Source organism: Centipeda felix (assembly GCF_900186465.1).
Classification (GTDB): Bacteria; Bacillota; Negativicutes; order Selenomonadales; family Selenomonadaceae; genus Centipeda; species Centipeda felix.
Genome location: NZ_LT891959.1, coordinates 666,205 through 688,241, shown reverse-complemented (window position 1 = coordinate 688,241; position 22,037 = coordinate 666,205). Strand labels below are relative to the sequence as shown.

General features: G+C 58.6%; 18 protein-coding genes and 1 pseudogene. 9 read left to right on the top strand and 10 right to left on the bottom strand.

All coding sequences use genetic code 11. The features are described 5' to 3' along the window. Positions 1-21: 21 nt before the first annotated feature. The 7 genes from murD to ftsZ all read left to right on the top strand — a co-directional run bounded on the left by murD (position 22) and on the right by ftsZ (position 8,041). Positions 22-1,404, top strand: a complete 1,383-nt coding sequence (gene murD, locus C1713_RS10635; RefSeq protein ID WP_102493888.1) for a UDP-N-acetylmuramoyl-L-alanine--D-glutamate ligase — start codon at positions 22-24, stop codon at positions 1,402-1,404. Beyond that, positions 1,401-2,516 carry an undecaprenyldiphospho-muramoylpentapeptide beta-N-acetylglucosaminyltransferase gene (gene murG, locus C1713_RS10630; protein ID WP_102493887.1) on the top strand — a complete coding sequence of 372 codons (1,116 nt, stop codon included), beginning with the start codon at positions 1,401-1,403 and terminating at the stop codon, positions 2,514-2,516. The genes murD and murG overlap by 4 nt, the downstream gene beginning before the upstream one ends. Positions 2,517-2,521: 5 nt before the next feature. Further along, positions 2,522-4,870 carry a UDP-N-acetylmuramate--L-alanine ligase gene (gene murC / locus C1713_RS10625; protein WP_102493886.1) on the top strand — a complete coding sequence of 783 codons (2,349 nt, stop codon included), beginning with the start codon at positions 2,522-2,524 and terminating at the stop codon, positions 4,868-4,870. After that, positions 4,867-5,595 carry a cell division protein FtsQ/DivIB gene (locus C1713_RS10620; RefSeq protein ID WP_009442978.1) on the top strand — a complete coding sequence of 243 codons (729 nt, stop codon included), beginning with the start codon at positions 4,867-4,869 and terminating at the stop codon, positions 5,593-5,595. The genes murC and C1713_RS10620 overlap by 4 nt, the downstream gene beginning before the upstream one ends. Continuing rightward, complete coding sequence (locus C1713_RS10615; protein WP_102493885.1) at positions 5,596-6,297, top strand: DUF881 domain-containing protein; 702 nt, start codon at positions 5,596-5,598, stop codon at positions 6,295-6,297. Further along, on the top strand, positions 6,294-6,665 hold the full coding sequence (locus C1713_RS10610) for a small basic family protein (RefSeq protein WP_009442976.1): 372 nt from the start codon (positions 6,294-6,296) through the stop codon (positions 6,663-6,665). Before C1713_RS10615 ends, C1713_RS10610 begins: the two co-directional genes overlap by 4 nt. 122 nt (positions 6,666-6,787) lie before the next feature. Further along, positions 6,788-8,041 (top strand): cell division protein FtsZ, encoded by a 1,254-nt coding sequence (gene ftsZ / locus C1713_RS10605; protein ID WP_009442975.1) that lies wholly within the window; start codon positions 6,788-6,790, stop codon positions 8,039-8,041. A gap of 190 nt (positions 8,042-8,231) precedes the next feature. Here the strand turns inward: ftsZ and C1713_RS10600 are convergent. The 9 genes and pseudogenes from C1713_RS10600 to ald all read right to left on the bottom strand — a co-directional run. Beyond that, positions 8,232-8,792 (bottom strand): annotated as a pseudogene (locus C1713_RS10600) (Rpn family recombination-promoting nuclease/putative transposase); the annotation flags it as partial. Between the two features lie 27 nt (positions 8,793-8,819). After that, complete coding sequence (locus C1713_RS12505) at positions 8,820-9,026, bottom strand: hypothetical protein (RefSeq protein ID WP_245871108.1); 207 nt, start codon at positions 9,024-9,026, stop codon at positions 8,820-8,822. Positions 9,027-9,054: 28 nt separating this feature from the next. Then, complete coding sequence (gene aroH, locus C1713_RS10595) at positions 9,055-9,414, bottom strand: chorismate mutase (protein ID WP_102493884.1); 360 nt, start codon at positions 9,412-9,414, stop codon at positions 9,055-9,057. 4 nt (positions 9,415-9,418) lie between these two features. Beyond that, positions 9,419-11,014: an ABC1 kinase family protein gene (locus C1713_RS10590; RefSeq protein ID WP_102493883.1), complete on the bottom strand. Its 1,596-nt coding sequence runs from the start codon at positions 11,012-11,014 to the stop codon at positions 9,419-9,421. A gap of 69 nt (positions 11,015-11,083) precedes the next feature. Beyond that, positions 11,084-12,709, bottom strand: coding sequence for an ABC-F family ATP-binding cassette domain-containing protein (locus tag C1713_RS10585; RefSeq protein ID WP_102493882.1), 1,626 nt, complete (start codon positions 12,707-12,709; stop codon positions 11,084-11,086). Positions 12,710-12,726: 17 nt separating this feature from the next. Continuing rightward, entirely contained in the window at positions 12,727-13,482 is a 756-nt protein-coding gene (locus C1713_RS10580; RefSeq protein ID WP_102493881.1) for a glucosaminidase domain-containing protein, read from the bottom strand. Between the two features lie 49 nt (positions 13,483-13,531). Then, positions 13,532-14,803, bottom strand: coding sequence for a nitrate reductase (locus C1713_RS10575; RefSeq protein WP_102493880.1), 1,272 nt, complete (start codon positions 14,801-14,803; stop codon positions 13,532-13,534). Between the two features lie 167 nt (positions 14,804-14,970). After that, the gene (locus C1713_RS10570) at positions 14,971-16,401 is read right to left on the bottom strand and encodes an amino acid permease (protein WP_102493879.1); all 1,431 of its coding nucleotides are present in this window, start codon (positions 16,399-16,401) and stop codon (positions 14,971-14,973) included. Positions 16,402-16,518: 117 nt separating this feature from the next. After that, a complete protein-coding gene (ald, locus tag C1713_RS10565; protein WP_050342991.1) occupies positions 16,519-17,640 on the bottom strand; it encodes an alanine dehydrogenase in 1,122 nt (373 codons plus the stop codon). A gap of 531 nt (positions 17,641-18,171) precedes the next feature. On the opposite strand from ald, the gene alr reads away from it, so the two are divergent. Next, positions 18,172-19,278 carry an alanine racemase gene (alr, locus tag C1713_RS10555; protein ID WP_102493878.1) on the top strand — a complete coding sequence of 369 codons (1,107 nt, stop codon included), beginning with the start codon at positions 18,172-18,174 and terminating at the stop codon, positions 19,276-19,278. Positions 19,279-19,338: 60 nt separating this feature from the next. Next, positions 19,339-20,553, top strand: a complete 1,215-nt coding sequence (locus tag C1713_RS10550) for a DUF819 family protein (RefSeq protein ID WP_102493877.1) — start codon at positions 19,339-19,341, stop codon at positions 20,551-20,553. A gap of 73 nt (positions 20,554-20,626) precedes the next feature. On the opposite strand, the gene C1713_RS10545 is transcribed toward C1713_RS10550, so the two are convergent. Continuing rightward, positions 20,627-21,931, bottom strand: coding sequence for a threonine/serine exporter family protein (locus tag C1713_RS10545; protein ID WP_102493876.1), 1,305 nt, complete (start codon positions 21,929-21,931; stop codon positions 20,627-20,629). Positions 21,932-22,037: the final 106 nt, after the last annotated feature.

The following is a 22,037-nucleotide window of genomic DNA, read 5'->3' as shown; positions in this document are numbered from 1 at the left end:
TACCAAGGGAGATATCGGGAATTGTCCTATCATAATCAGTCGGCACTCGTCATCGGCGCGGGTATCAGTGGATTTGCGGCGGCAAAGTATCTGGCGGCTCAGGGCGCACAGGTGGTGCTCTCGGACGCAAAGGACGAGACGGACGCCGAACGCGATCCGCTCACCCAGCAGCATATTGAGGATTTAAGGGCGCAGGGCATCACCTGCGTCTTTGGTGCACAAAGGGAAGAACTGCTCGGCGGGGTGGATCTCCTCGTCCTTTCCCCTGCCGTGCCCGAGCGCATCCCCCTCGTACAGGCGGCGCGCGCGCGCGGCATCCGCGTCACGACCGAGGTGGAGCTGGCGGGCGAGATCGCCCGTGCGCCGATCTGCGCCATCACGGGGACGAACGGCAAGACGACGACGACGACCCTGCTCGGCGAGCTTCTGCACGCGCATTTTCCTGTGGTCGGCGTGGGCGGCAACATCGGCGTTCCACTCATCGACGTGGCACAGGAGACGCCAGCCGAGGGAGCGATTGCCGCTGAGATCTCAAGCTATCAGATGGAAGCGACCACGCATTTTCATGCACACATTGTCGCGGAGCTGAACATCACGCCGGATCACATCGTGCGCCATGGCTCGATGGAGGTCTATCAGGCGATGAAGGAAAAGCTCTTCGCCGCGCAGACGGCGGAGGACTATCTCGTACTGAACGCCGATGATCCGCACACGCGCGGCATGGCAGAGCGCGCGGCGGGGCGCGTCTGCCTGTTCAGCCGCAGGGAGGAACTGGCGGAGGGGGCGTGCGTCCGTGCGGACGGCATGATCGTCATTCGCTGGGACGGTGCGGAGCACGTCCTGATTCCCGCCGATGAACTGGGCATCCCCGGTGCGCATAACGTGGAAAACGTACTCGCGGCGTCGGCGATGGCGCTCTTTGCCGGAGTGACGCCCGCGGAAATGCGCCCCGTTCTGCGCGCCTTCAAGGGCGTTGAGCACCGCATCGAGTTTGTGCGCGCACTCGCGGGGGTCAGCTACTACAACGACTCGAAGGCGACGAATACGGACTCCGCGATCAAGGCACTTGAGGCGTTCGACGGACACATCATCCTCATCGCGGGCGGCGACGACAAGCTGACCGATCTGGGGGAGTTTATGGAGCTTGTGCACGCGCGCGTCGATGAGCTGATCCTCGTCGGTGATGCGGCAGAGCGGTTTGCGGCAGCCGCGCGGGATGCGGGCATTCCGGAGGCACAGATCCACCGCGTCGGCTACCACATGGAAAAGGCCGTGCATTTGGCGCGCGAGCTCGCAGTGGAGGGGCAGATCGTCCTCCTCTCGCCTGCCTGTGCGAGCTTTGATATGTATGGCGGCTACGAGGAGCGCGGGCGCGATTTCAAGAGGCTTGTGAACGAACTATGAACATCATCGTATCGGGCGGCGGCACGGGCGGTCACATCTACCCTGCACTCACGATTATCCGCGCGATCCAGCGGCGCGAGCCGTCGGCACGCATCCTCTACGTCGGTACCCCCCACGGTCTGGAGGCGGACATCGTGCCGCGCGAGGGGCTGAACTTCATCGCCGTCGATCTCGCGGGCTTCGAGCGGCATCTCTCGTTCGAGAATGTACTGCGGGCATGGCGTGCTGTGCGTGCCGTTGCGCGGGCGCGCGGCATCGTGCATGGCTTTCATCCCGATATCGCCATCGGGACGGGCGGCTACGTTGCGGGGCCGATTCTCCTCGCGGCGAGTCTCGCGGGCGTCCCGACGCTCGTGCAGGAGCAGAACGCCGTGGCGGGGGTGACGAACCGTATCCTCTCCCGTTTTGCGACGGCGATCGCCGTCGGGATGGAGGATGCGCGGCGCGTCTTTCCCGCGGAAAAGACCTACGTCACGGGCAACCCCATCCGTCCCGAGGTGCTCACAGCAACGCGGGCGGAGGGTGCGGCGGCGTTTGACTTTGATCCGTCGAAAAAGACGGTGCTCGTCTCGGGCGGCAGCCGTGGGGCGCGTACGATCAACCGTGCCATGGTCGAGGTAATCTGCCTCGCGGCGCAGCAGACAGAGGTACAGTACCTCCACGTCACGGGCGCGGAGGAGTACGAGGATACGTGCGCGCGCATTCGCAATGCGGGCGTCGATGTATCGCAGTATCCGCATCTGCGCGTTGTGCCGTATCTCTACAATATGCCGCAGGCGATGGCGATGGCGGATGTTGCCGTCTTTCGCGCGGGGGCGACAGGGCTGGCGGAACTTGCGGCACGGGGGGTGCCCGCGATCCTCATCCCGTATCCGTATGCGGCGGAGAATCATCAGGAGAAGAATGCACGCGCCATGGAGGCGGCGGGCGCAGCTGAGGTGATCCTCAACCGCAGCCTCGACGGCACGGTGCTGTCGGCGGCACTTGACCGTCTGCTGGCCGACGACGCGCGCAGAGATGCGATGGCGGCGGCGATGAAACGCCTCGGAAAACCTGAGGCGGCAGAGGAAATTGCAGCACTCGCGCTGCGTATCGGAAAAAGAGAAGGGTGAATACGTTGCTCAAGGAATTGAAGGGGATTCAGAAGATTCATTTTGTCGGAATCGGCGGGGCGGGGATGAGCCCCTTGGCCAAGATCCTCCTCCAGCTCGGCTACACGGTATCCGGCTCGGACACGGGCAACTCTCCGCTCATCGGCGAGCTTGCCCGTCTTGGTGCGCATGTGTGGACGGATGGTCAGCATGCGGAGCACGTGCGCGGCGCAGATGCCATCGTCGTCTCCACGGCGATCCCGTACGATAACCCCGAGGTGATTGCAGCGTGGGATCTGCGCATCCCCAAGCTCCATCGTTCGGACATCAATGCGGCACTCGTCAACGAGTACGACGGCATCGCTGTCGCGGGCTCGCACGGCAAGACGACGACGACCTCGATGATCGGCGTAACCCTTGACCACGTCGGCGTATCGCCGACCATCATCGTCGGCGGTGAGGTGCCCGATCTCGGGACGAACGCGAAGCTCGGCACGAGCCGCTACCTCGTCTCGGAGGCGGACGAGAGCGACGGATCCTTCCTCAAGCTGCGTCCGCATATCGCCGTGGTGACCAACGTCGAGGACGACCACATGGATCACTACGGAACGATGGAGAAGATCATCGCGGCATTCCGTCAGTTCATCGAGCAGGTGGATACGGACGGGACGGCAGTGCTCTGCTTTGAAAACGAAATCCTGCGCAATATCGCACGCGAGACAGCGCATAAGGTCGTTTCCTACGCCATCGACCATGAGGCGGATTACCGCGCATCGAACATCGAGACGCGCGGCTCTGTGATCTCGTTTACCGTTCATGAGCGCGGGACGGAGATGGGGCGCGTGCTGCTCAATATTCCGGGGCGCCACAACGTCCTCAACGCGCTCGCCTGTATCGCCGTTGCGCGCCTCGCGGGTGTGGAGTTCCCTGCGATTTGTGACGCACTCGCCCAGTTCCACGGTGCGAAGCGTCGCTTCCAGACGAAGGGAAAGGAGCGCGGCGTCTGGGTCGTGGACGACTATGCGCATCATCCGACGGAGATCGCCGTCACCCTTGCGGCAGCACGGCAGACGAACCCCGAGCGGCTTATCTGCGTCTTTCAGCCGCATCGCTACTCGCGGACACAGCTCCTGCGCGCGGAGTTTGGAAAATGCTTTGCGGATGCCGACCTGCTTCTGATCACGGATGTCTATGCGGCGGGAGAGACACCGATTCCGGGCATCAGCGGTGAGACCGTGATGGAGGAAGTCGTGCGTCAGACGGGACAGGACGTTGTCTACCTGCCGGACCGTGCGGATCTCGAACGCTATCTCGCCCAGCAGGTGCGTGCGGGCGACCTCGTCATCACGATGGGCGCGGGCAACATCCTCGAGGTCGGTGAGACACTCGTCGCGCAGCTGCGCGCAGGAACAGCGGGGACGGCAGGTATCGCGGAGTCGGATGCGTATCCGATCGTCGTCGTCATGGGCGGCCCCTCCTCCGAGGCAGAGGTCTCGCGCCGCTCGGGTGCTGCCATCCTGCAGGCACTCTGCGCCAAGGGCTATCCCGCCGTCGGCATGGAGCTGAACCCCGCAACCTTTGCCGAGGAGATTCAGACACTCCATCCCGCGATTGTATTCAACGCCCTTCATGGAAAATACGGCGAGGACGGCATCCTGCAGGGCACGCTCGACATGCTCGGCATTCCGTATACGGGCTCTGGTGTGCGCGCCGCTGCGCTGACCATGGATAAAATCATGGCAAAGCGCGTACTGGCCGCCGAGGACATCCCGACGCCGCGCTGCATGAGCTTCTATGCGAGCGAGCGCACGGCGGATACGCCGCGTGAGATACGGACTGCATTCTCCCTGCCGCTCGTCGTCAAGGCACCGGAGCAGGGGTCGAGCATCGGCGTCTACATCGTCACGCGGGACGAGGAGCTCTCGCCAGCGCTCGATGCGGCGTTCTCCTACGGGGATGAGGTGCTCGTCGAGGAGTTCATCGAGGGGCGAGAGCTGACCGTCGCTGTCTGGGGTACTCCAGCCGCGGCAGAGGTCATGCCCGTCATCGAGATCCGGTCTGTTTCGGGACGCTATGACTACGACAGTAAGTATACCCCGGGGGCATCGACACATATCGTCCCGGCACCGCTCTCCGATGCGTGCCGCAGCGAAGTCGAGCAACTGGCACGCCGTGCGTACGCCGCCTGTGGCTGCAGCGGTCTCGCGCGCGTTGATCTCCTGCTGAGCGCAGAGAATCGTCCCTACGTCATTGAGCTGAACGCCGTACCGGGCATGACAGAGACCTCGCTTGTCCCGGATGCGGCGCGTGCGCTCGGCATCGAGTTCCCCGAGCTGTGCGAAAGGATCCTCGCGTTGGCGGGGTATCGGCGATGAGCTCTCGTCGCATCCTGCGCGGGGCGTTCTACCTCCTGTGTGCGAGCGGCATCATTGCCGTCCTCGTGTACTCGCCGCTCTTCACCTTTCAGCAGCTCGTCGTCCATGGAAACGTGCATCTCGATGAGAATGAGCTCTGTGAGATCGCACGGATCCACTACGGGCAGCGGCTCTTTGAGCTAAAAACCGACGAGATGACGACGAATCTCCTGCGCGACCTGCGCATCGAGTCCGCCGTCGTCCGCCGCCAGCTGCCGCACAAGATCGAGATGGACATCGTCGAGCGCATTCCCGTCGCGACGGTCGCCTGTGACTACGGCTATCTCGACTTTGACCGACAGGGCAAGGTGATTGCGAGCTATCGCTCGCTCAAGGGCGCGGACATTCCAATCATCACAGGTGTCAAGCTGCGCGACCTCTACATCGGCGACGACAACAACGACCCGCAGGTCGCACAGGCGATCAGCTTCCTCGCGCGCATCGACCCCGCAGACATCGGCGAGATCTCGGAGGTCAGCCTCAGAAATCCGGACGCCGTCGTCGCCTATACCAAGACGGCGCTCCCCATCCGCCTCGGGCAGCTGACGGGGATCCCGGACAAGGCGGCACTGACACAGGACTTCCTGCGCGACCAGAAAACCACACGGCATACCGTTGAGTATGTGGATTTCAGCTATGATGCGCCGTTCATCAAGCTGGCAGACAAAACAGCAGAGGGAAAATAAATGGAACAATTCCGGCGCGGCGGGTGGCTCATCGCCCTCGTCTGTGTATTGATTGGATTTATGGTCGCCGTACAGTTCCGTACGGCGCAGGACGCGAAGGGAAGTCTCTCCCAGCAGCGCATCGAGGAGATCTCCGACCGTCTGCTCCAGACTGAGCACGAGCGCGACGAACTGAGTGAGGAACTGCACAAGATGCAGACAGCGGCGGTGAGTACGGACAATCAGCAGGATAAGGATCTCCTGCGCTATCGCGCGGCACTCGTGCCACTCGAGGGTGAGGGCGTGGTCGTGCGCATGGACGACAGCACGAAGCCCGTCAAGGCGGGGGAGAACCCGAATCTCTATGTCATCCATGACGACGACCTCCTGCGTGTCGTCAACGAGCTGCGCGCTGCAGGCGCAGAGGCCATCGCCATCAATGGACAGCGCCTGACGGGGACATCCGAAATTCGCTGTGCGGGGCCGACCCTCTCCGTGAACAACGTGCGCTCGTCCGCACCGTTTGAGATTCGCGCCATCGGCGATAAGAAGTCTCTCGAAAATGCTCTGCGCATGCGCGGCGGCGTGGCGGAGACACTCGGCGTCTGGGGCATCCAGCTCGACATCAAGGCGAGCAACGATGTCTATATCCCACCGTACCGCGGCAGCATACGGCAGTCCTATGCCCGTGAGACAGCAGAGCGTGAGGAGGAAAGCAAATGATCTACATCGTCATCGTCAGCGTTCTCCTCGGGCTCGTGATCGGTTACAGCAGCCCGCTCGTCATTCCCGTTGCGTATTCGAAGATCTTCTCCGTCGCCCTCGTCGCCGCCCTCGACGCCGCCTTCGGCGGACTGCGCGCCGTCGTCTCCGAGCGGTTCGACAAGCGCGTCTTTGTGACGGGATTCTTCTCGAACACCCTGCTCGCGGCGGCGCTCGTCTTTATCGGCGACCGCCTCGGCATCGACCTGTACTACGTCGCCCTGCTTGCGTTCGGTTTCCGTATGTTCAAGAACCTCGCCATGCTGCGCCGCTATCTCCTGCGCGACTATCGCGGCGGTGGACACAAGTCCATGCTGCGCAATCCCTGAACGCAGAGCGCATTCACATCGGTTTGTAAAAATTTTTCTACACTATAGAAATGTAGCGGATTTCATGGTAAAATATACGAGGAAAAATACTGTCTATTGATAGATTCTGTGATAAATCCTACATGGAGGCTGAGACTGTGTTCGAAATGGATGATAACTTTGAAGAGCTCGCAAAGATCATCGTCATCGGCGTCGGCGGCGGCGGCGGAAACGCCGTCAACAACATGATCGACTCCGGTCTGCAGGGCGTTGAGTTTGTGGCGATCAATACGGATTCGCAGGCACTGCTCCAATCCAAGGCGGCTGTCCGTATCCAGATCGGCGAGAAGCGTACGCGCGGACTCGGTGCAGGTGCGCGCCCGGAGATCGGCGAGGCGGCGGCGACAGAAAGCCGCGAGCAGATACTAGAGGCACTGCGCGGTGCGGATATGGTCTTTATCACGGCTGGTATGGGCGGCGGCACGGGAACGGGCGCAGCTCCCGTCGTGGCGGAGTGCGCGCGTGAACTCGGCGCACTGACCGTCGCCGTTGTGACGCGTCCCTTCTCCTATGAGGGAATGACGCGTGCGCGCAACGCAGACTCGGGCATCGAGAACCTGCAGCAGCACGTTGATACCATCATCACCATCCCGAACGACCGCCTGATGAAGATCATCGACAAGAGCACGCCCGTCACCGAGGCATTCAGCAAGGTGGATAACGTCCTCTGGCAGGGCGTCAAGGGCATCACCGACCTCATTACGAATCAGGGCGTCGTCAACCTCGACTTTGCCGACGTGCATACGACCATGGCAAACGGCGGTGCTGCGATCATGGGCATCGGCGAGGCGCGCGGCGAGGGTGCATCCGTTGCGGCAGCAAAGGCGGCGATCGAGTCGCCGCTCCTTGAGACCAGCATCGAAGGCGCGACCTCTGTCATCCTCAACTTTACGGGATCGAAGAACCTCAGCATGTTCGAGGTCAACGAGGCATCTGAGTGGCTCAACAGCATGATTACGAATGCGGCAAACGGCCGTCAGGCGAACATCATCTGGGGTATCGGTGTCGATGACAGCTTGGAGGACAGCGTCCGCGTCACCGTTGTCGCGACGGGCTTCGGCGCGAGCGCGGGGAGCGCACCCGGTACCGCTGCGGCACAGGAAGAGACGACGACAGGCATCTCCGAGGACTGGATCCGCATGCCGGGGCTCGGCAGTGCATCGAGTACGCCAAAGGAGCCCGCGCGTCCCGCACAGCCGCAGGCACAGGCGCGTCCCGCCGCTGCGATCGTTCCGCCCTCCGGCGGACAGCAGAGCCGCATGAACGTCGTTGAACCGAACAGCGGTGCAGGCGGCACGGACATCATCGACATTCCCGCGTGGATGCGCAAACGGTGAGCAGAGAACCGTCGCACAGAGGGATTGCGTAGTAAAACTAGATACAATTCACGATAGAGAAAAGAGGCTGTTGCACGAAACAAACGTGCAGCAGCCTCAATTTTGTGCAAAAAGCACAGAAACCAGTGTCTTCAAACACCGGCTTCTGACGTAAAATATGTGTATGCAACAAATGACGCAGACTTCCTCATTAGAGGAGTGCCAGATACTTTGGTTGATCGTCCTTTGCAATGTTTAGTGCATCCATTGCGACCTCGGCAGTAACCCCCATTCGCTGAATGAGACTTTTGATGTTCTTTAGGCGCTCCGTTTCTGCCCCCTGAACTTCTCCGTCTTTTCGTATTTCTTCCATTATCTTACACATAGCTGCAACCCCCTTTTCGTCTTCTTTGAAAAAGCGTACGCGCTCGGCGAGTACATCGCTGTACATATCATTTGGATCACTGCAAAAGAAGTCATGCATGAGACGCCCCAGCAAGCTTTCACTCCGGCATTCTCCATTGACATAGAGAATATGAGCACCGTCGTCGAATATCTCCTCAGTATCTTCGAAGGTTCGACGCACCTTGTAGAGCGGTTTGCTACGTTTCCATACGTCATGTTCGGTGATAAAGATGACGTAGGTTTCCGGCAGATCGGGGAAGAGTGTTCCCTTGCTGACCTCACGCGAATTAATCATGCTGCTGTTGAACCTCGCTCGACGTGGAATTGCCCCCTCGTCGCTGCGTTGTATCTCCACATCGTAAATGGTCTCGCCATCGGTCGCAAGTGCGTCGAATCATACGGCACGTCCATAGAGATTTGGCACACTCTGCTGGGTAATAACTTCTGTCACGCGTAGACGATCATTTCCCATGATAGCACGGAGTACGACCTCCATGCAGGGGATATTTCCATCAAAGCAGGTGTTAAAGAACGTGTCATCCATCAACCGAAGCTGTTTGATTTTCTCAAGGTATCGACGTTTCTTTTGTTCCATATCCATGCGCATTACCTCGGATCAAATGATCTGCCTAACTCTCCAAATCCGGCCGCAGCTCTGCCGCTGCACGCAGATAGATATGATGGATGTCGCTCTGCGGCAGATCCGTGTTGACGAGGAGAAGGACGCGGATGCAGCGCGGGAGGCTGCCCTCGATGGCGCACTGGCGCGCGTCAAAGAGGGGAACGAGGTCGAATCCGCGGATGCGGCGCACGCCCGCCGTGGGGAATGCCGCCGTGAGATCCTCGGTGACGCTGAAGATGGCAGCACCGATGTCAGCGGAGGTGATATTGTTCGTGCGCAGAATCTCCGTGACGAGTTCCTGTGCCGCCTGCCAGATTTCTTCCTTTTCGTTGCGCCCAACGGTAATGGCGCCGCGTATGCCGCGCATAGCTCTACACTCCCTTGTGAATGTCCCAGATGAGCCGCAGGCTCAGGATGAATGCGATGAGATAGCCGAGAATGCCGAGGAGGGGAATGCCGCCGATCTGCGGCTGCATATTCGTGGTGCAGATCGTGCTCGATGCGATGAGGAGTGCCGCACAGAGGAGCGAGATGATGAGTTTGTTGATCATCTTATCGAGACGCTGTACAGGCTCCTCTGACCCCGTGAGGTCGATGTTGAGCTTCGTCTGCCCACCCATGGTCATCTTGAGGAGGTCGGCGAGCTGCTCCGGGATCTGCACGGATTTGCGCAGGAGCATGATGCCCTCCTGCCGTGCCTTTGAGAGCCCCTCGCGCCACGTCATGCCCTGCACAATCCCAAGGGAAAGGCTGCGCGCAAAGATCTCAAGGAAGCTGACCTCAGGCGCGCAGCGGCGCATGACAATCTCAACGGTCATGACACCGCGTGCAAACATAGCAAGTCCGCTCGGACAGCCGATGTGATGCATCCGCAGGATGCTGAGAATCTGATTCGTCAGAACGCCCATGTGTACGTCGGTAAAGTCGAGCGAGCCGTACTGCTCCATCATGACATCGATGTCCTGATAAAGCTGCGCGTGGTCGATGCGTCCCTTGACGATCCCGAGGGCGAGGATGGCTGCCTTCATCTCGAAGGTATCGTGCGTGGCGAGTGCCATGATCGCGCGCCGCAGAGCCGTGCGGTCACGGTTGCTGAGACGCCCCATCATGCCGAGGTCGAGCCAGACGATGTTGCCGTTGCGGATGCGGATGTTGCCGGGATGCGGATCTCCGTGGAAAAATCCATCCTCGATGATCTGTTTGGCGTAGTTCTCGCCGAGCCGCCGCCCGACCTGAGTGACGTTGACTCCTGCGGCGTGGAGAGCATCCGTCTGGTCGAGCGGGATGCCGTCAATATACTCCATGACGAGGATGTGCTGCGTTGAGAGATCGCGCAGGACGCGCGGGCATGAGACGAAGGGATTATCGCGATTGAGATGCGTAAATTCCTCGATATGGCTCGCCTCGATGAGAAAGTCCATCTCCTGCTTGGCGATATTCCACATCTCGTCCATCAGCGTGCGAAAGTCTACGACATCGTCGCTGCTGACGAGACGGATGAGAGTGGCGGCACGCTTCATGAGCGTGAGGTCAGTACGCATGATCTCGTGGATGCCGGGACGCTGCACCTTGATGACGACCTCCTCGCCCGAGGCGAGTGTGGCGCGGTGTGCCTGCGCGATGCTGGCAGAGCCGAGCGGCGTGCTGTCGATCGTGCGAAAGACCTTGTTCCAGTCGCGATTGTACTCCTGCTCGACGATGGAGAGGATGATGGGGAAGGCAAGAGGCCGTGCTGCCGTCTGGAGCTTCATCAGCTCATCGCAGTACTCCGTCGGCAGAAAGTCAGGGCGCATGCTCATGATCTGGCCAAACTTGACAAATGTGGGGCCGAGATCCTCGAAGATGGCGCGCAATTTCTCCGGTGTAAGGCCGTGGACGATGTCGTGACGGCGCAGTACCGTTACCATTTCACGCAGCCGCAGTGCGGCGTTTTTGTTTTCGGTGCCTTGCAGCAGTGCGCCGAGCATCATCTCACCTCCCCCCGTATGGGTTCATATACCTGACGATCATGCCCGCATGATCCAGCATCTCGTCACTTACTTTGCCGCTTTGTACTTCTCCGCGAGCTGCTGCTTTACCGTCTCGTTGCTCAAGTACTCGTCGTAGGTCGAGATGCGGTCCACGACGCCGACGGGCGTGATCTCGATGATGCGGTTCGCGACCGTCTGTGTGAACTCATGGTCGCGCGAGGCAAAGAGAATCGTGCCCGAGAAGGAGATCAGACCGTTGTTGAGGGCGGTGATCGACTCGAGGTCGAGATGGTCGGTCGGCTCGTCGAAGATGAGCACATTCGCGCCCGAGAGCATCATGCGCGAGAGCATGCAGCGGACGCGCTCGCCGCCCGAGAGCACCTCGGCACGCTTCTGGCTCTCCTCACCCGAGAAGAGCATCCGTCCGAGGAAGCCACGCACGAATGTCTCGTCCGGATCCTTGGAGTACTGGCGCAGCCAGTCCACGAGGTTGAGCTTTACGCCGTCAAAGTAGTCAGAGTTATCTGAGGGAAGGTAGGTCTGCGTCGTTGTGACGCCCCATTTGAACGTGCCCTCGTCCGCTTCCTCCTCGCCCATGAGGATCTTAAACAGCATTGTCTTTGCCGCGCCGTTTGGCCCGACGAAGGCGACCTTGTCACCCTTCTTGAGGGTGAAGCTGACATTTTTTAGCAGCTGACGGCCGTCCAGCTCTTTGGAAAGCCCCTCGACGGTGAGCAGCTGATCGCCCGCCTCGCGGTCGGGGGTAAAGGCAATGTACGGATAGCGGCGTGCCGACGGCTTGATGTCGTCGAGTGTGATGCGCTCAAGCAGCTTCTTGCGCGAGGTCGCCTGACGGGACTTTGCGGCATTTGCGGCAAAGCGTTGGATGAAGGTCTGGAGTTCCTTGATCTTCTCTTCCTTCTTCTTGTTCGCATCCTTTGCCATCTGGAGCGCGAGCTGACTGGACTGATACCAGAAGTCATAGTTACCGGCGTAGAGCGAGATCTTGCCAAAGTCCACGTCGCAGATGTAGGTGCAGACCTGATTGAGGAAGTGGCGGTCATGCGAGACGACGATGACCGTGTTCGGGAAGTCCGCGAGGAAGTTCTCGAGCCAGTTGATCGAGGCAACGTCGAGGTGGTTTGTCGGCTCATCGAGCAGGAGGATGTCGGGCGAGCCGAAGAGTGCCTGTGCGAGCAGGACGCGTACCTTTTCCGATGGGGTGAGTTCGTTCATCTTGAGATGATGCTTGTCGTCCGAGACGCCGAGACCGTTCAGCAGCTGTGCCGCCTCCGTCTCTGCGTTCCAGCCGTCGAGCTCGGCGAACTCTGCCTCGAGCTCCGAGGCGCGCATCCCGTCCTCGTCGGAGAAATCGGGCTTCTCGTAAAGTGCATCCTTTTCGTCCATGATCTCCACGAGACGCGCGTGTCCCATGATGACCGTACGCAAGACCTCGACCTCATCGTAGGCATAGTGATCCTGCTGCAGGACGGCGAGACGCTCCCCGGGCGTGATCTCCACGATGCCACTCGTCGGCTCGATGTCGCCTGAGAGCAGCTTGAGGAAGGTCGATTTCCCCGCGCCGTTCGCGCCGATGATGCCGTAGCAATTCCCGGGGGTGAACTTCAGATTGACATCCTTGTAGAGGACACGCTTGCCGAACTGCAGGCTGAGATTGTTGACGGTAATCATCTATCCGTACTCCTTTTCTATTTGCGAAGGATGGCGCGGAACATCGAGAGAATGCTCTGACCGTACGAGTCGCCGGGGACAGCCCAGCGGCCGTTCAGATCCTGCCAGTTGCCGAGCGTACCCGTGCCGTAGACGCTGCGCACGAGGCTGTAGCGCGGGTCAACGACGGGGAATGCCGGCTGACGCGTGGAGGCGTAGGCGAGCAGATGCTGAATGTGGGCGCGGACACCGAGCTGCGAGGTGGCAAAATACGCGCCCTTGACCTCCGAGCTCGTCGTTCCCAGTCCGCAGTAATTGTTCTGGTCGGGCGTGACCGTACCGCCGTAGCGGAAAAAGCCCGTTTCCTTGAGTGCCTGTGCGAATGCGACATCGGGGCGGATGCCCTCGCGCTCCCCCTCCTCATAGTAGTAGGAGACGAGCTCCTTCGGTGAGACCGAGATGGCGGGATAGGGATTCACGCTGAGGAGATAGTCCACGCACTGCTGCTGGCTCGCGAGCGGTGTTCCGATGATCGCCGTATCGTACTCCGAGAGCGTCTTGGGGACGCTGAGGGGCGGATGTTGTTCTGCTTCCTCTGCCTCCTCTGCTTGTCGCATGAGATTGCTGATCCGTGCGCGGAAATCGTCCGTCGACGTGTCCGTGCCGCGCTCCGTGTGCACCTTTGTCGCCGTATTTGGGTCATAGATGCGGCGTGCGTCGGCGCTGTTTGCTGTCAGAATGAAAAGACCAAGGGCTGCGGCGAGTGAGCCGCGCAGAAGAATATCCTTACGCAAGAAAATGTACCTCCCATATTGCGGGCACGCGGAGAGCCTCTGCGTGCCTTTACGGCAGCCATGGAAAGAGCTGCGACAGAATAAGAATGACCGTCAGCACGATCGTGCTGCGGTGTATGGCATGATGTGCCCCGCCCGCTGCCATGAGCAGCACCCATGTCAAGAGGGCAAGCGTCAGCCCCGTTCGCAGGTCGTAGGACGCGAGGACGAAGACGGCGAGGACGGCGGCATCGTATAGCGTGAGACGTTTTGCGCTCTGCAGCTGCACGAGCGCACGCTGCAGAAGGATGAGCCCCAGCATGGCAAGAGCAAGCGCCGGTGCGGCGGGAAACTCCGCCAGTGCCGCGAGCAGCGGCGCACAGGGGAGCAGCAGGAAAAGCAGCAGAGCCGTCCCCATTGCTGTGGTCGGGATGCCGCCGATGCGCCGCTCCTCCGCAGCGGGCAGTGCCGCAGAGATCGGAGCGATACTGAGCGGGAATGCGCCGAGGAGACTGCCGATGCCGCTGATGGCAAAGAGCCGTGCGAGCGGCACGTCGGGTTTGGCGGGGGGGCGCTCTCCCTCTGCCGAGAGAACAGCAGCACTCTCCACCGTGAGTGCGATGAGGAGTGTTATGCCGAGCCCGATGGTGGCGGGAACATTGAGTGTGTCCTGTCCTCCTGCCATGAGCGGCAGAGCAAGTTCTGGCTGCAAAAACGGCGCAGCAGGGATTTCCCAGAACCCCTCCGCCCATGTGAGCAGCAGAACGATGCCAATACCGATGGGCAGAGCCAGCTCTTTTTGCCGCACATAGAGCAGGAGTATGAGGAGAACGCCGACGAGCGTGAAGTACGTCAGCGGGTCGGAGAGCATACCGCCCATCGTGAGTGCCCACGGCGACGGCAGGAGAATGCGTGCCGCCTGCGCCGCCTGCGTCAGCATCCCGAGCGCGAGTGACAGCAGGAGGCCCGTGCGAATCACGGGCGGGAGTGTGTCGATCATGCGCCCCATGGATGCGGCGCGCATCAGCAGTACACCAATGAGTGATGTGACGGCAGAGACAATGAGTACATCCTGCCATGCAATGCCGCGCGCGATGATCTCCTCGTAGACCAGCCATGCCGTGATGGCAGGGGAGGGGAGGAGAACGCGCGGTGCACTATTGCGTGAGACGATGAGCGTCCCGACCGCAGCGGCGAGCACGCCGCCCGTATATGCGCCCGCAAAGGGCATCCCCGTACGCGTGAGCAGTGCTGCCGTCGCAGTGAGCACGAGCACAGCGGCACAGATGAGGACGAACGCACGACAAAGTGCCGCACCAATCCACCCGTACCGCTCGTTCATGTCGCTCTCCTACATTACTCAAAACACTTCTATTTTAACACAAAAATAAACGTCGTGCCATAGTCCGCTGTGAAATCTATCTTCCATGGCAGCGAGAGGACAAAAAAACTGCTGCAGGAAGACATTTCGTCTTCCTGCAACAGCTAGCAGTCGACAGGAGAAAATACTTAGGACGATGCGGTGCTGTCACTGTAGGATGATTCACTGTTCGCACTACTTGAGGAGGCCTTATCCCAGCAGCGATGCTTTGGCGCATAGCTGTTGTAGAAGAAGAAGCCAAGTACCATCAGCACGATGAACGTGATGTTCGTGACCGCCGACAGCGACCAGATCAGGTACAGGCAGACCGCCATGCCGATCGGTGCGAGGAGGTAGAGCGCCGGGAAGTGGAACGTGCGCGGCAGCTCGGGGGAGTTGCGGCGGAGCTGGATCAGCCCGACAAAGACGATGAAGAATGCCGCAAGAACACCGGTGTTCGCGAGCTCAACGATGTAGAGCATCGGCACGCAGCCTGCGATGAACGCGATGAGCGCCGAACCGACGAGCGTGATGAAGTACGGCGTGCCATACTTCGGATGGATGTTTGCCATCGACTTCGGGAGGAAACCGTCACGCGACATAGCAAAGAAGACGCGTGCCTGACCGAAGATGTAAACGATGAGGGTCGTGATCATACCGAAGAGGATGCCAACCGTGACGAGGTTTGCGAGACTCGTGTAGCCGATGAGGCGCAGGCAGTAGGCGACAGGATCTGCGCGATCGAGATCCGTGTAGGGGATCGTCGCCGTGAGGACGAGTGCCACAACGGAGTAGATGCAGAGGCAGACAAAGACCGATGCGATGATGCCGATCGGGAGACTCTTCTCCGGCGTCTTGCACTCCTCGGCGGAGGTTGCGACCGTATCGAATCCCATGAAGGAGAAGAACACGACCGCTGCGCCTGCCATGATGCCGCCGGCACCGAACGGGAGGAACGGATCGAGGTTCGCCGCTACCGCATGGGGCGTCGTGACAACAACGTAGGCGACAATCGCGCACAGCGTGAGCGAGATGAGGATCGTGTTGAGACGCGAGCTCTCCTTCGTACCGTGAGCAAGGATGACGCCGATGATAAGTGTGATGACAACAGCGGGCAGATTGATGATACCGCCCTCAGGGAGCGTCGTAAGGAGTGCCTTCGGTATCTCCATGCCGAGGGATGCCATCATCCCGGAGAAGTAGGCGGAGAATCCGACGGCAACCGCACTCGCGGTGACGATGTAGCCGATGATCAGCGACCATCCGCAGAGGAACGCCATGCCCTCACCGAGGGAGGCAAACGTATAGGCGTATGCGCTGCCCGCCGCCGGGATGAGCGATGCCAGCTCTGCGTAGGCGAGACCGACGAGCATACAGAGGAGACCTGCTGCAATAAAGGAAAGAACAATACCGGGCCCCGCATAGCGTGCCGCACCAATACCGGTCAGAACGAACACGCCCGAGCCAATGATGCCGCCGATGCCAAGGAAGGTCAGATCCATGGTGCTCAGCGTTCGGATCATACCGCTGTCCTTACGCTGGGCACTGAAGTCTTCCAGTGTTTTTTTCTTAAAAAACATAAAGCCTTCACGCCTTTCTTTCAAAATATTGTAAAACAAAACCTGTAAAAAGGGGCTGTTTCACAGCACATATTGATATATGAGAGTGAAACAGCCCCTCAGCAGTCAGTTCACAAATTACTTAAGGAACTCATCGATGGACTTGAACGGGAGGTTCAGCGCCTTACCGACCGCCTCGTTCGTGAGGTGACCGTCGATGGTGTTGAGACCATACTTCAGGCCGGGCACCTGCTGGAGGGCAGCCTTGTAGCCCTTCGTCGCGATGTCAACCGCGTAGGAGATCGTCGCATTGGTGATGCCAAGCGTCGAGGTGCGGGAGACAGCGCCCGGAATGTTTGCCACGGAGTAGTGGACAACGCCGTGCTTCTCGAACGTCGGATTCTCATGCGTCGTGCAGTGGTCGCACGTCTCGATCGAGCCGCCCTGGTCGATGGCAACGTCGACAACAACGGAGCCCTTCTTCATGGTCTTGATCATTTCCTCGGTGACCAGGATCGGGGTGCGTGCGCCCGGAATGAGGACGGAGCCGATGAGGAGGTCAGCTTCCTTGACCCACTTTGCGATGTTGTAGCTCGAGGAGAACTCGGTGACAACACGGCCGCCGAACATATCGTCGAGCTGACGCAGACGCTCGATCGAGAGGTCGATGATCGTGACGCGTGCGCCGAGACCAACAGCGATCTTGGCTGCGTTCGTGCCGACGTTGCCGCCGCCGATGATGACGACCTGACCAGCGGAGACACCTGCGATGCCGCCGAGGAGAACACCGCTGCCGCCGTAACGGCTCTCGAGGAACTGTGCACCGATCTGGACAGACATACGGCCTGCGATCTCACTCATCGGAGCGAGCAGCGGGAGACCGCGGCCCTGCTTGCCGAGAACCGTCTCATAGGCAATACCGACAACCTTCTTCTGAAGGAGTGCCTTCGTGAGCTGGGGTTCTGCTGCGAGATGGAGGTAGGTGAAGAGGATCTGACCCTCATGGAAGAGGTCATACTCGGACTCCAGCGGCTCTTTTACCTTAACAATCATTTCCGAACGATCAAACAGAGCCTTCTTGTCCGAGACGATCTCGGCGCCGACTGCCTTGTAGTCGGCATCCGTGAAGCCGCTGCCAACACCGGCACTCTCCTCGATCAGAACCGTATGACCGGCACGGCGCATTGCCTCAACACCCGAGGGAGTCATACCGACGCGGAACTCATTGTTTTTGATTTCCTTTGCAACGCCTACAATCATGTTTTTTCCTCCTACTACATAGATAAAATACAGAAGGGTTTAAACGACTAAGTAATCTCTAGAGGTATACCTTGATTATGATATTAGCATAATTCAGATATTTTTGTCAAGTATTGAAATTTAGTGAAAATATCGATTGAAGTAGACTTGAACTCACAATTCCGCGAATTTTTCACAAAGTATGAAGGATAAAAAGAATGATATTATTTTGCATAATGCAATAAAAAGCTGTGATTTACGTGGAGGCACTGTGATATATGTCAATCTCTGTATGCAAGAATTTCAATTCCGATATAGCCGACTGTCCATCATTGTGATATACTCCTGTTAATCATTTTTCATGAAAAATTTTTAGGAAATTGCTGATCCAATGAAGTTCGTCAAATTGACGCAGATTTTTTCATCCGAATGAGGAAATAATCGGATGAAAAGTAATGCTCTGTGGAAGATTTTCCGCCATAGTGCGGAAGAAGATGCGTCAAGATGGGGCGGTGAATGTATCGGTGATTTCTTTAGAAGGACGAGGATGCTATGCTGCGATATACTGCGTGGGCAGAGGTTGATCTGAACGCAATTGCCCATAACTATCGCGAGATACGCAGGCGTATCGGAAAAAAGACAAAACTCTGTGCTGTTATCAAGGCGGATGCCTATGGGCATGGTGCGGTCGCCGTCGCGCGCATTGCGCTCGATGAGGGTGCGGACTACCTCGCTGTAGCGACGCTTTCGGAGGCACTCAAGCTGCGTGCGGCGGGATTTACGACGCCACTGTTGATCCTAGGGCTGATCGGAGCGGAGAGCGCGAGCGAGATCGTCTACGATAATATCACACAGACGGTTTGTCAGATGGATCTCGTTGAGGCTCTATCGCAGGAAGCGGTGCGGCAGGGGAAGACAGTCAAGGTGCACCTCAAGATCGAGACGGGGATGGGACGCATCGGCGTCACTCCAAAGGATGCTGCGGATATGGCACGGCGCATTGTCGCGCTGCCCAATGTGGAGCTGGAGGGGCTGTCGTCGCATTTCGCTTTAGCAGATACGGCGGATCAATCCTTTACGGCGCATCAGATGCGGCTTTTCCAAGAGGCGTGTGACGCGATCGAGGCGATGGGGATTCATGTTCCTCTAAAGCACATTGCTGCCTCGGCAGCGGTCCTGGAATATCCTGATGCAGATTTTGATATGGTGCGCGTAGGGATTATCCAGTATGGACTTTGGCCCTCGTCTGAGGTCGTGCGCAGTATGGATCTGCATCCCTGCATGAAGTTCTGTGCACGCATTGTCTTCATTAAAACGATTCCTCCCGGGGAGTCTGTCGGCTATGGGCGGACGTTCATAGCGGGGCGTGAGACACGTATCGCAACGCTGACGGTTGGCTATGCGGATGGTTACATCCGTGCCTACGGGAGTGGGGCGGTCGAGGTCTGCGGACAGCGTGCCCCTATCGCGGGACGGATCTGCATGGATCAGTTCATGATTGATGTCACGGATATTCCCGAGGCACAGGTGGGGGATGTGTGTACGCTGTTTGGTTCGGAAACGCTGTCTGTGGATGAGGTCGCCGCATGGGCACATACGATCAACTATGAAGTCCTCTGTCTCATCTCTACGCGTGTTCCACGCGTTTATATTGAGTAACTGAGGAATTTGTGATATTGTTTGTTCGATGTTTTATCGATCCATGAGAAAGGGGCTTCTATGAATACACTAGTCAGTCCGGAGAATACATGGGTGCTCATGAGCGTTATGCTGCTGGCTGTGGCAGCGTCGATTTATCTTGAGCAGACGTATGTGTGGGCTTCCCGCATCACGGGCGCGGTGATTGCGCTCGTCGTCGCACTCATTTTAGTCAATACGGGGGTCATACCCGTTCATGCAGAACTCTATGACGATGTTGTCTGGGGTTATGCTGTTCCGATTGCGATTCCCTTGCTTCTTTTGCAGAGCAATATGCAGAAGATCTGGCATGAGACAGGGCGTCTGGTGATCATTTTTCTGATCGGTGCGGCAGGGACGATCTGCGGTGCATTGATTGGATGCGCACTCCTCGGGGCTTCCATCGACGGGCTGCCGAAGGTAGCGGCGATGATGACGGGGTCGTATATCGGCGGCGGCGTGAATTTCACCGCACTTGCCGATGCATTCAAGGTCAACGGTTCGCTCGTCTCGGCAACGACAGTCGCGGACAATCTCAATATGGCAATTTATTTTCTGATCCTTCTCGGTATTGCGGGAAATGCGTTCTTTCGCCGCATCTACACGCATCCGCTGATCGATGCAGTGGAGAGGCATGGCGCATCCGACGACGGGAAGACACTCGCGGCAAAGTATTGGGGACGTAAGGATATTTCTCTGCGCGATATTGCGATGTGCATGACCTATGCTGTCGTTGTCGTTACCGTGTCGAAATTCATCGGGGCGACGTTCAGCGCGCTGATTCCCTCTGATGTCAGCTGGTTTACAAAGATGTCCAATACGTTCCTCGGCAGTCAGTATGTCTGGATTACGCTAATCTCTGTGATCTTTGCCACGTTCTTTGAAAAACAGGCGTCCTCGTTGAACGGTGCGCAGGAAATCGGCACGTTCTTTATCTACATGTTTTTCTTCGTGATCGGTGTTCCTGCATCCATTATGGAGATATTGATGAACGCGCCGCTTCTCTTTGTGTTCTGTCTGATTGTCGTTGTTGTGAATATGCTGTTCTGTCTGGTCGGCGGGAAATTGCTCGATTTTGATCTGGAGGATATTCTTATTGCGTCCAATGCAAATATCGGCGGGCCGACGACGGCGGCAGGGATGGCCATCTCACAGGGGTGGAATAAGCTGGTCGGCCCCGCAATGCTCGTCGGTACACTGGGGTATGTGATTGGAACGTATCTCGGCATTATCGTCGGCAGCTTGCTCGGCGCGTAGGGGCTTGAAAATACCAAAGGGCATGATCTCCAATGTGGGAATCATGCCCTTTTGGCGTGTTGATGGAGCTGTATCAGCGCTCGGATGCGCGTGCCTTGATGATGGCGTTGATCTCGTGCTGCTGCTCTTGTTCGATGCGCCGCTGGATGAAGATGTTCGGGATAGAGACGCCGACAACGACGGCGAGGATGATGGTGACACCGTTGACGCCGAAGCGCAGCGCCTCGAGCAGTTCCTCGACGGAGATGGTCTGGATGTGGAGGACGGCGAAGAGGAGACGATAGAGGAGAACACAGGGGATGAGCGGGATAACTGGCGGGATGATGAGAAGGGTGTTTGGCGTGTGGACAATATGGATGACCTTGAGTGCCGCGATGCCGACGAAGGCCGCCGCCACGAAGGAGCCGAGTGCCTGTGGTTGTCCGAATTCGAGCATGAGAACGTTGCGGATGAGCATAGTGACGATGCCTTCGACGGCGACGATGGCGAGCAGCCTCTTCGGTGTGTTGAACATGACGGAGAATCCGCCGGCAGCAAGTGCGGCCGCGATTGCCTGATTGAGGTAGGTATCTGTGGGCTGGATATGGACATCGGAGATGTTTCCCACACCGGCGATAAGAATGGCAAAGGCAATGCCGAAGGTCATGCCGCCGATGATAAGCATGGTATCCATGGCGCGCGTCATGCCCGATGTGGTGAAACGGTTCAGTACGTCACTTGCCGCATTGATGGACGGCAGTCCGGGCATGAGGAAAATGGTGCACGCAACGAGCGCGTACCACAGTGTACCAAGTCCAAGTGCAGCGGGGATGGCCCACGCAAATATGGTGGCGACAAATCCGGTAATCATGGCACAGGCATAGGGATTGAAAGCATACTTGTTGCTGAGGCGATGTGCGATGAAGCCCATGAGTGCCGCAATGGTGGCGACGAGAGACTCTTCCCAGCTCCCGCCGAACAGCTTGCACGAGCCGCCCGAGCCGACGGCAGCGCCGAGCGCGATGCCCCAATGCGGGTAGCAGAGTGCACGTGCACGGATGCGTGCGATGGCGTTCTCGGTGGCAGCGATGGGCGTGTTGCCGCGCAGGATGCGCCAGGTGAGTTTGCTCACGGCGGCGAGAACGGCGAGGTTCACGCCATGTTTCATGCACTTGCGGAACTGCGTAAAGGAGCGTTCGTCGTCGCAGACGTTCAGCATAAGCGTTGTGTAGGTAATGTGGGATTGGATGTTTTCAGCAGGGATGCGCAGGTGGACTGCCGCGCGTTTCATATCGCGGATGACGCGTGCACAGTCGGCACCGTTCTCCATCAGCGCCTGTCCAATGTCCAGCAGGAGCTTCATTTTGTAGTTGAGTGTCTTGTTGTCATCGTCCGCCATATTTCGAATTTCTTTGCGCCCCACAGTAGGATACTCCCTTCCTTGTCTCCCTATTTCTCTTTGATGACGCTATTATAACATAGACTTTGGCTGTGTAAAATACTGA

What these genes read in the sequence shown, in the direction of transcription:
- murG (WP_102493887.1), top strand. Translation starts at nt 1,401, where the DNA reads ATGAACATCATCGTATCGGGCGGCGGCACGGGCGGTCACATCTACCCT.
- C1713_RS10620 (WP_009442978.1), top strand. Translation starts at nt 4,867, where the DNA reads ATGAGCTCTCGTCGCATCCTGCGCGGGGCGTTCTACCTCCTGTGTGCG.
- C1713_RS10615 (WP_102493885.1), top strand. Translation starts at nt 5,596, where the DNA reads ATGGAACAATTCCGGCGCGGCGGGTGGCTCATCGCCCTCGTCTGTGTA.
- C1713_RS10610 (WP_009442976.1), top strand. Translation starts at nt 6,294, where the DNA reads ATGATCTACATCGTCATCGTCAGCGTTCTCCTCGGGCTCGTGATCGGT.
- ftsZ (WP_009442975.1), top strand. Translation starts at nt 6,788, where the DNA reads ATGGAGGCTGAGACTGTGTTCGAAATGGATGATAACTTTGAAGAGCTC.
- C1713_RS12505 (WP_245871108.1), bottom strand. Translation starts at nt 9,026, where the DNA reads ATGGATATGGAACAAAAGAAACGTCGATACCTTGAGAAAATCAAACAG.
- aroH (WP_102493884.1), bottom strand. Translation starts at nt 9,414, where the DNA reads ATGCGCGGCATACGCGGCGCCATTACCGTTGGGCGCAACGAAAAGGAA.
- C1713_RS10590 (WP_102493883.1), bottom strand. Translation starts at nt 11,014, where the DNA reads ATGCTCGGCGCACTGCTGCAAGGCACCGAAAACAAAAACGCCGCACTG.
- C1713_RS10585 (WP_102493882.1), bottom strand. Translation starts at nt 12,709, where the DNA reads ATGATTACCGTCAACAATCTCAGCCTGCAGTTCGGCAAGCGTGTCCTC.
- C1713_RS10575 (WP_102493880.1), bottom strand. Translation starts at nt 14,803, where the DNA reads ATGAACGAGCGGTACGGGTGGATTGGTGCGGCACTTTGTCGTGCGTTC.
- C1713_RS10570 (WP_102493879.1), bottom strand. Translation starts at nt 16,401, where the DNA reads ATGTTTTTTAAGAAAAAAACACTGGAAGACTTCAGTGCCCAGCGTAAG.
- ald (WP_050342991.1), bottom strand. Translation starts at nt 17,640, where the DNA reads ATGATTGTAGGCGTTGCAAAGGAAATCAAAAACAATGAGTTCCGCGTC.
- alr (WP_102493878.1), top strand. Translation starts at nt 18,172, where the DNA reads ATGCTGCGATATACTGCGTGGGCAGAGGTTGATCTGAACGCAATTGCC.
- C1713_RS10550 (WP_102493877.1), top strand. Translation starts at nt 19,339, where the DNA reads ATGAATACACTAGTCAGTCCGGAGAATACATGGGTGCTCATGAGCGTT.
- C1713_RS10545 (WP_102493876.1), bottom strand. Translation starts at nt 21,931, where the DNA reads ATGGCGGACGATGACAACAAGACACTCAACTACAAAATGAAGCTCCTG.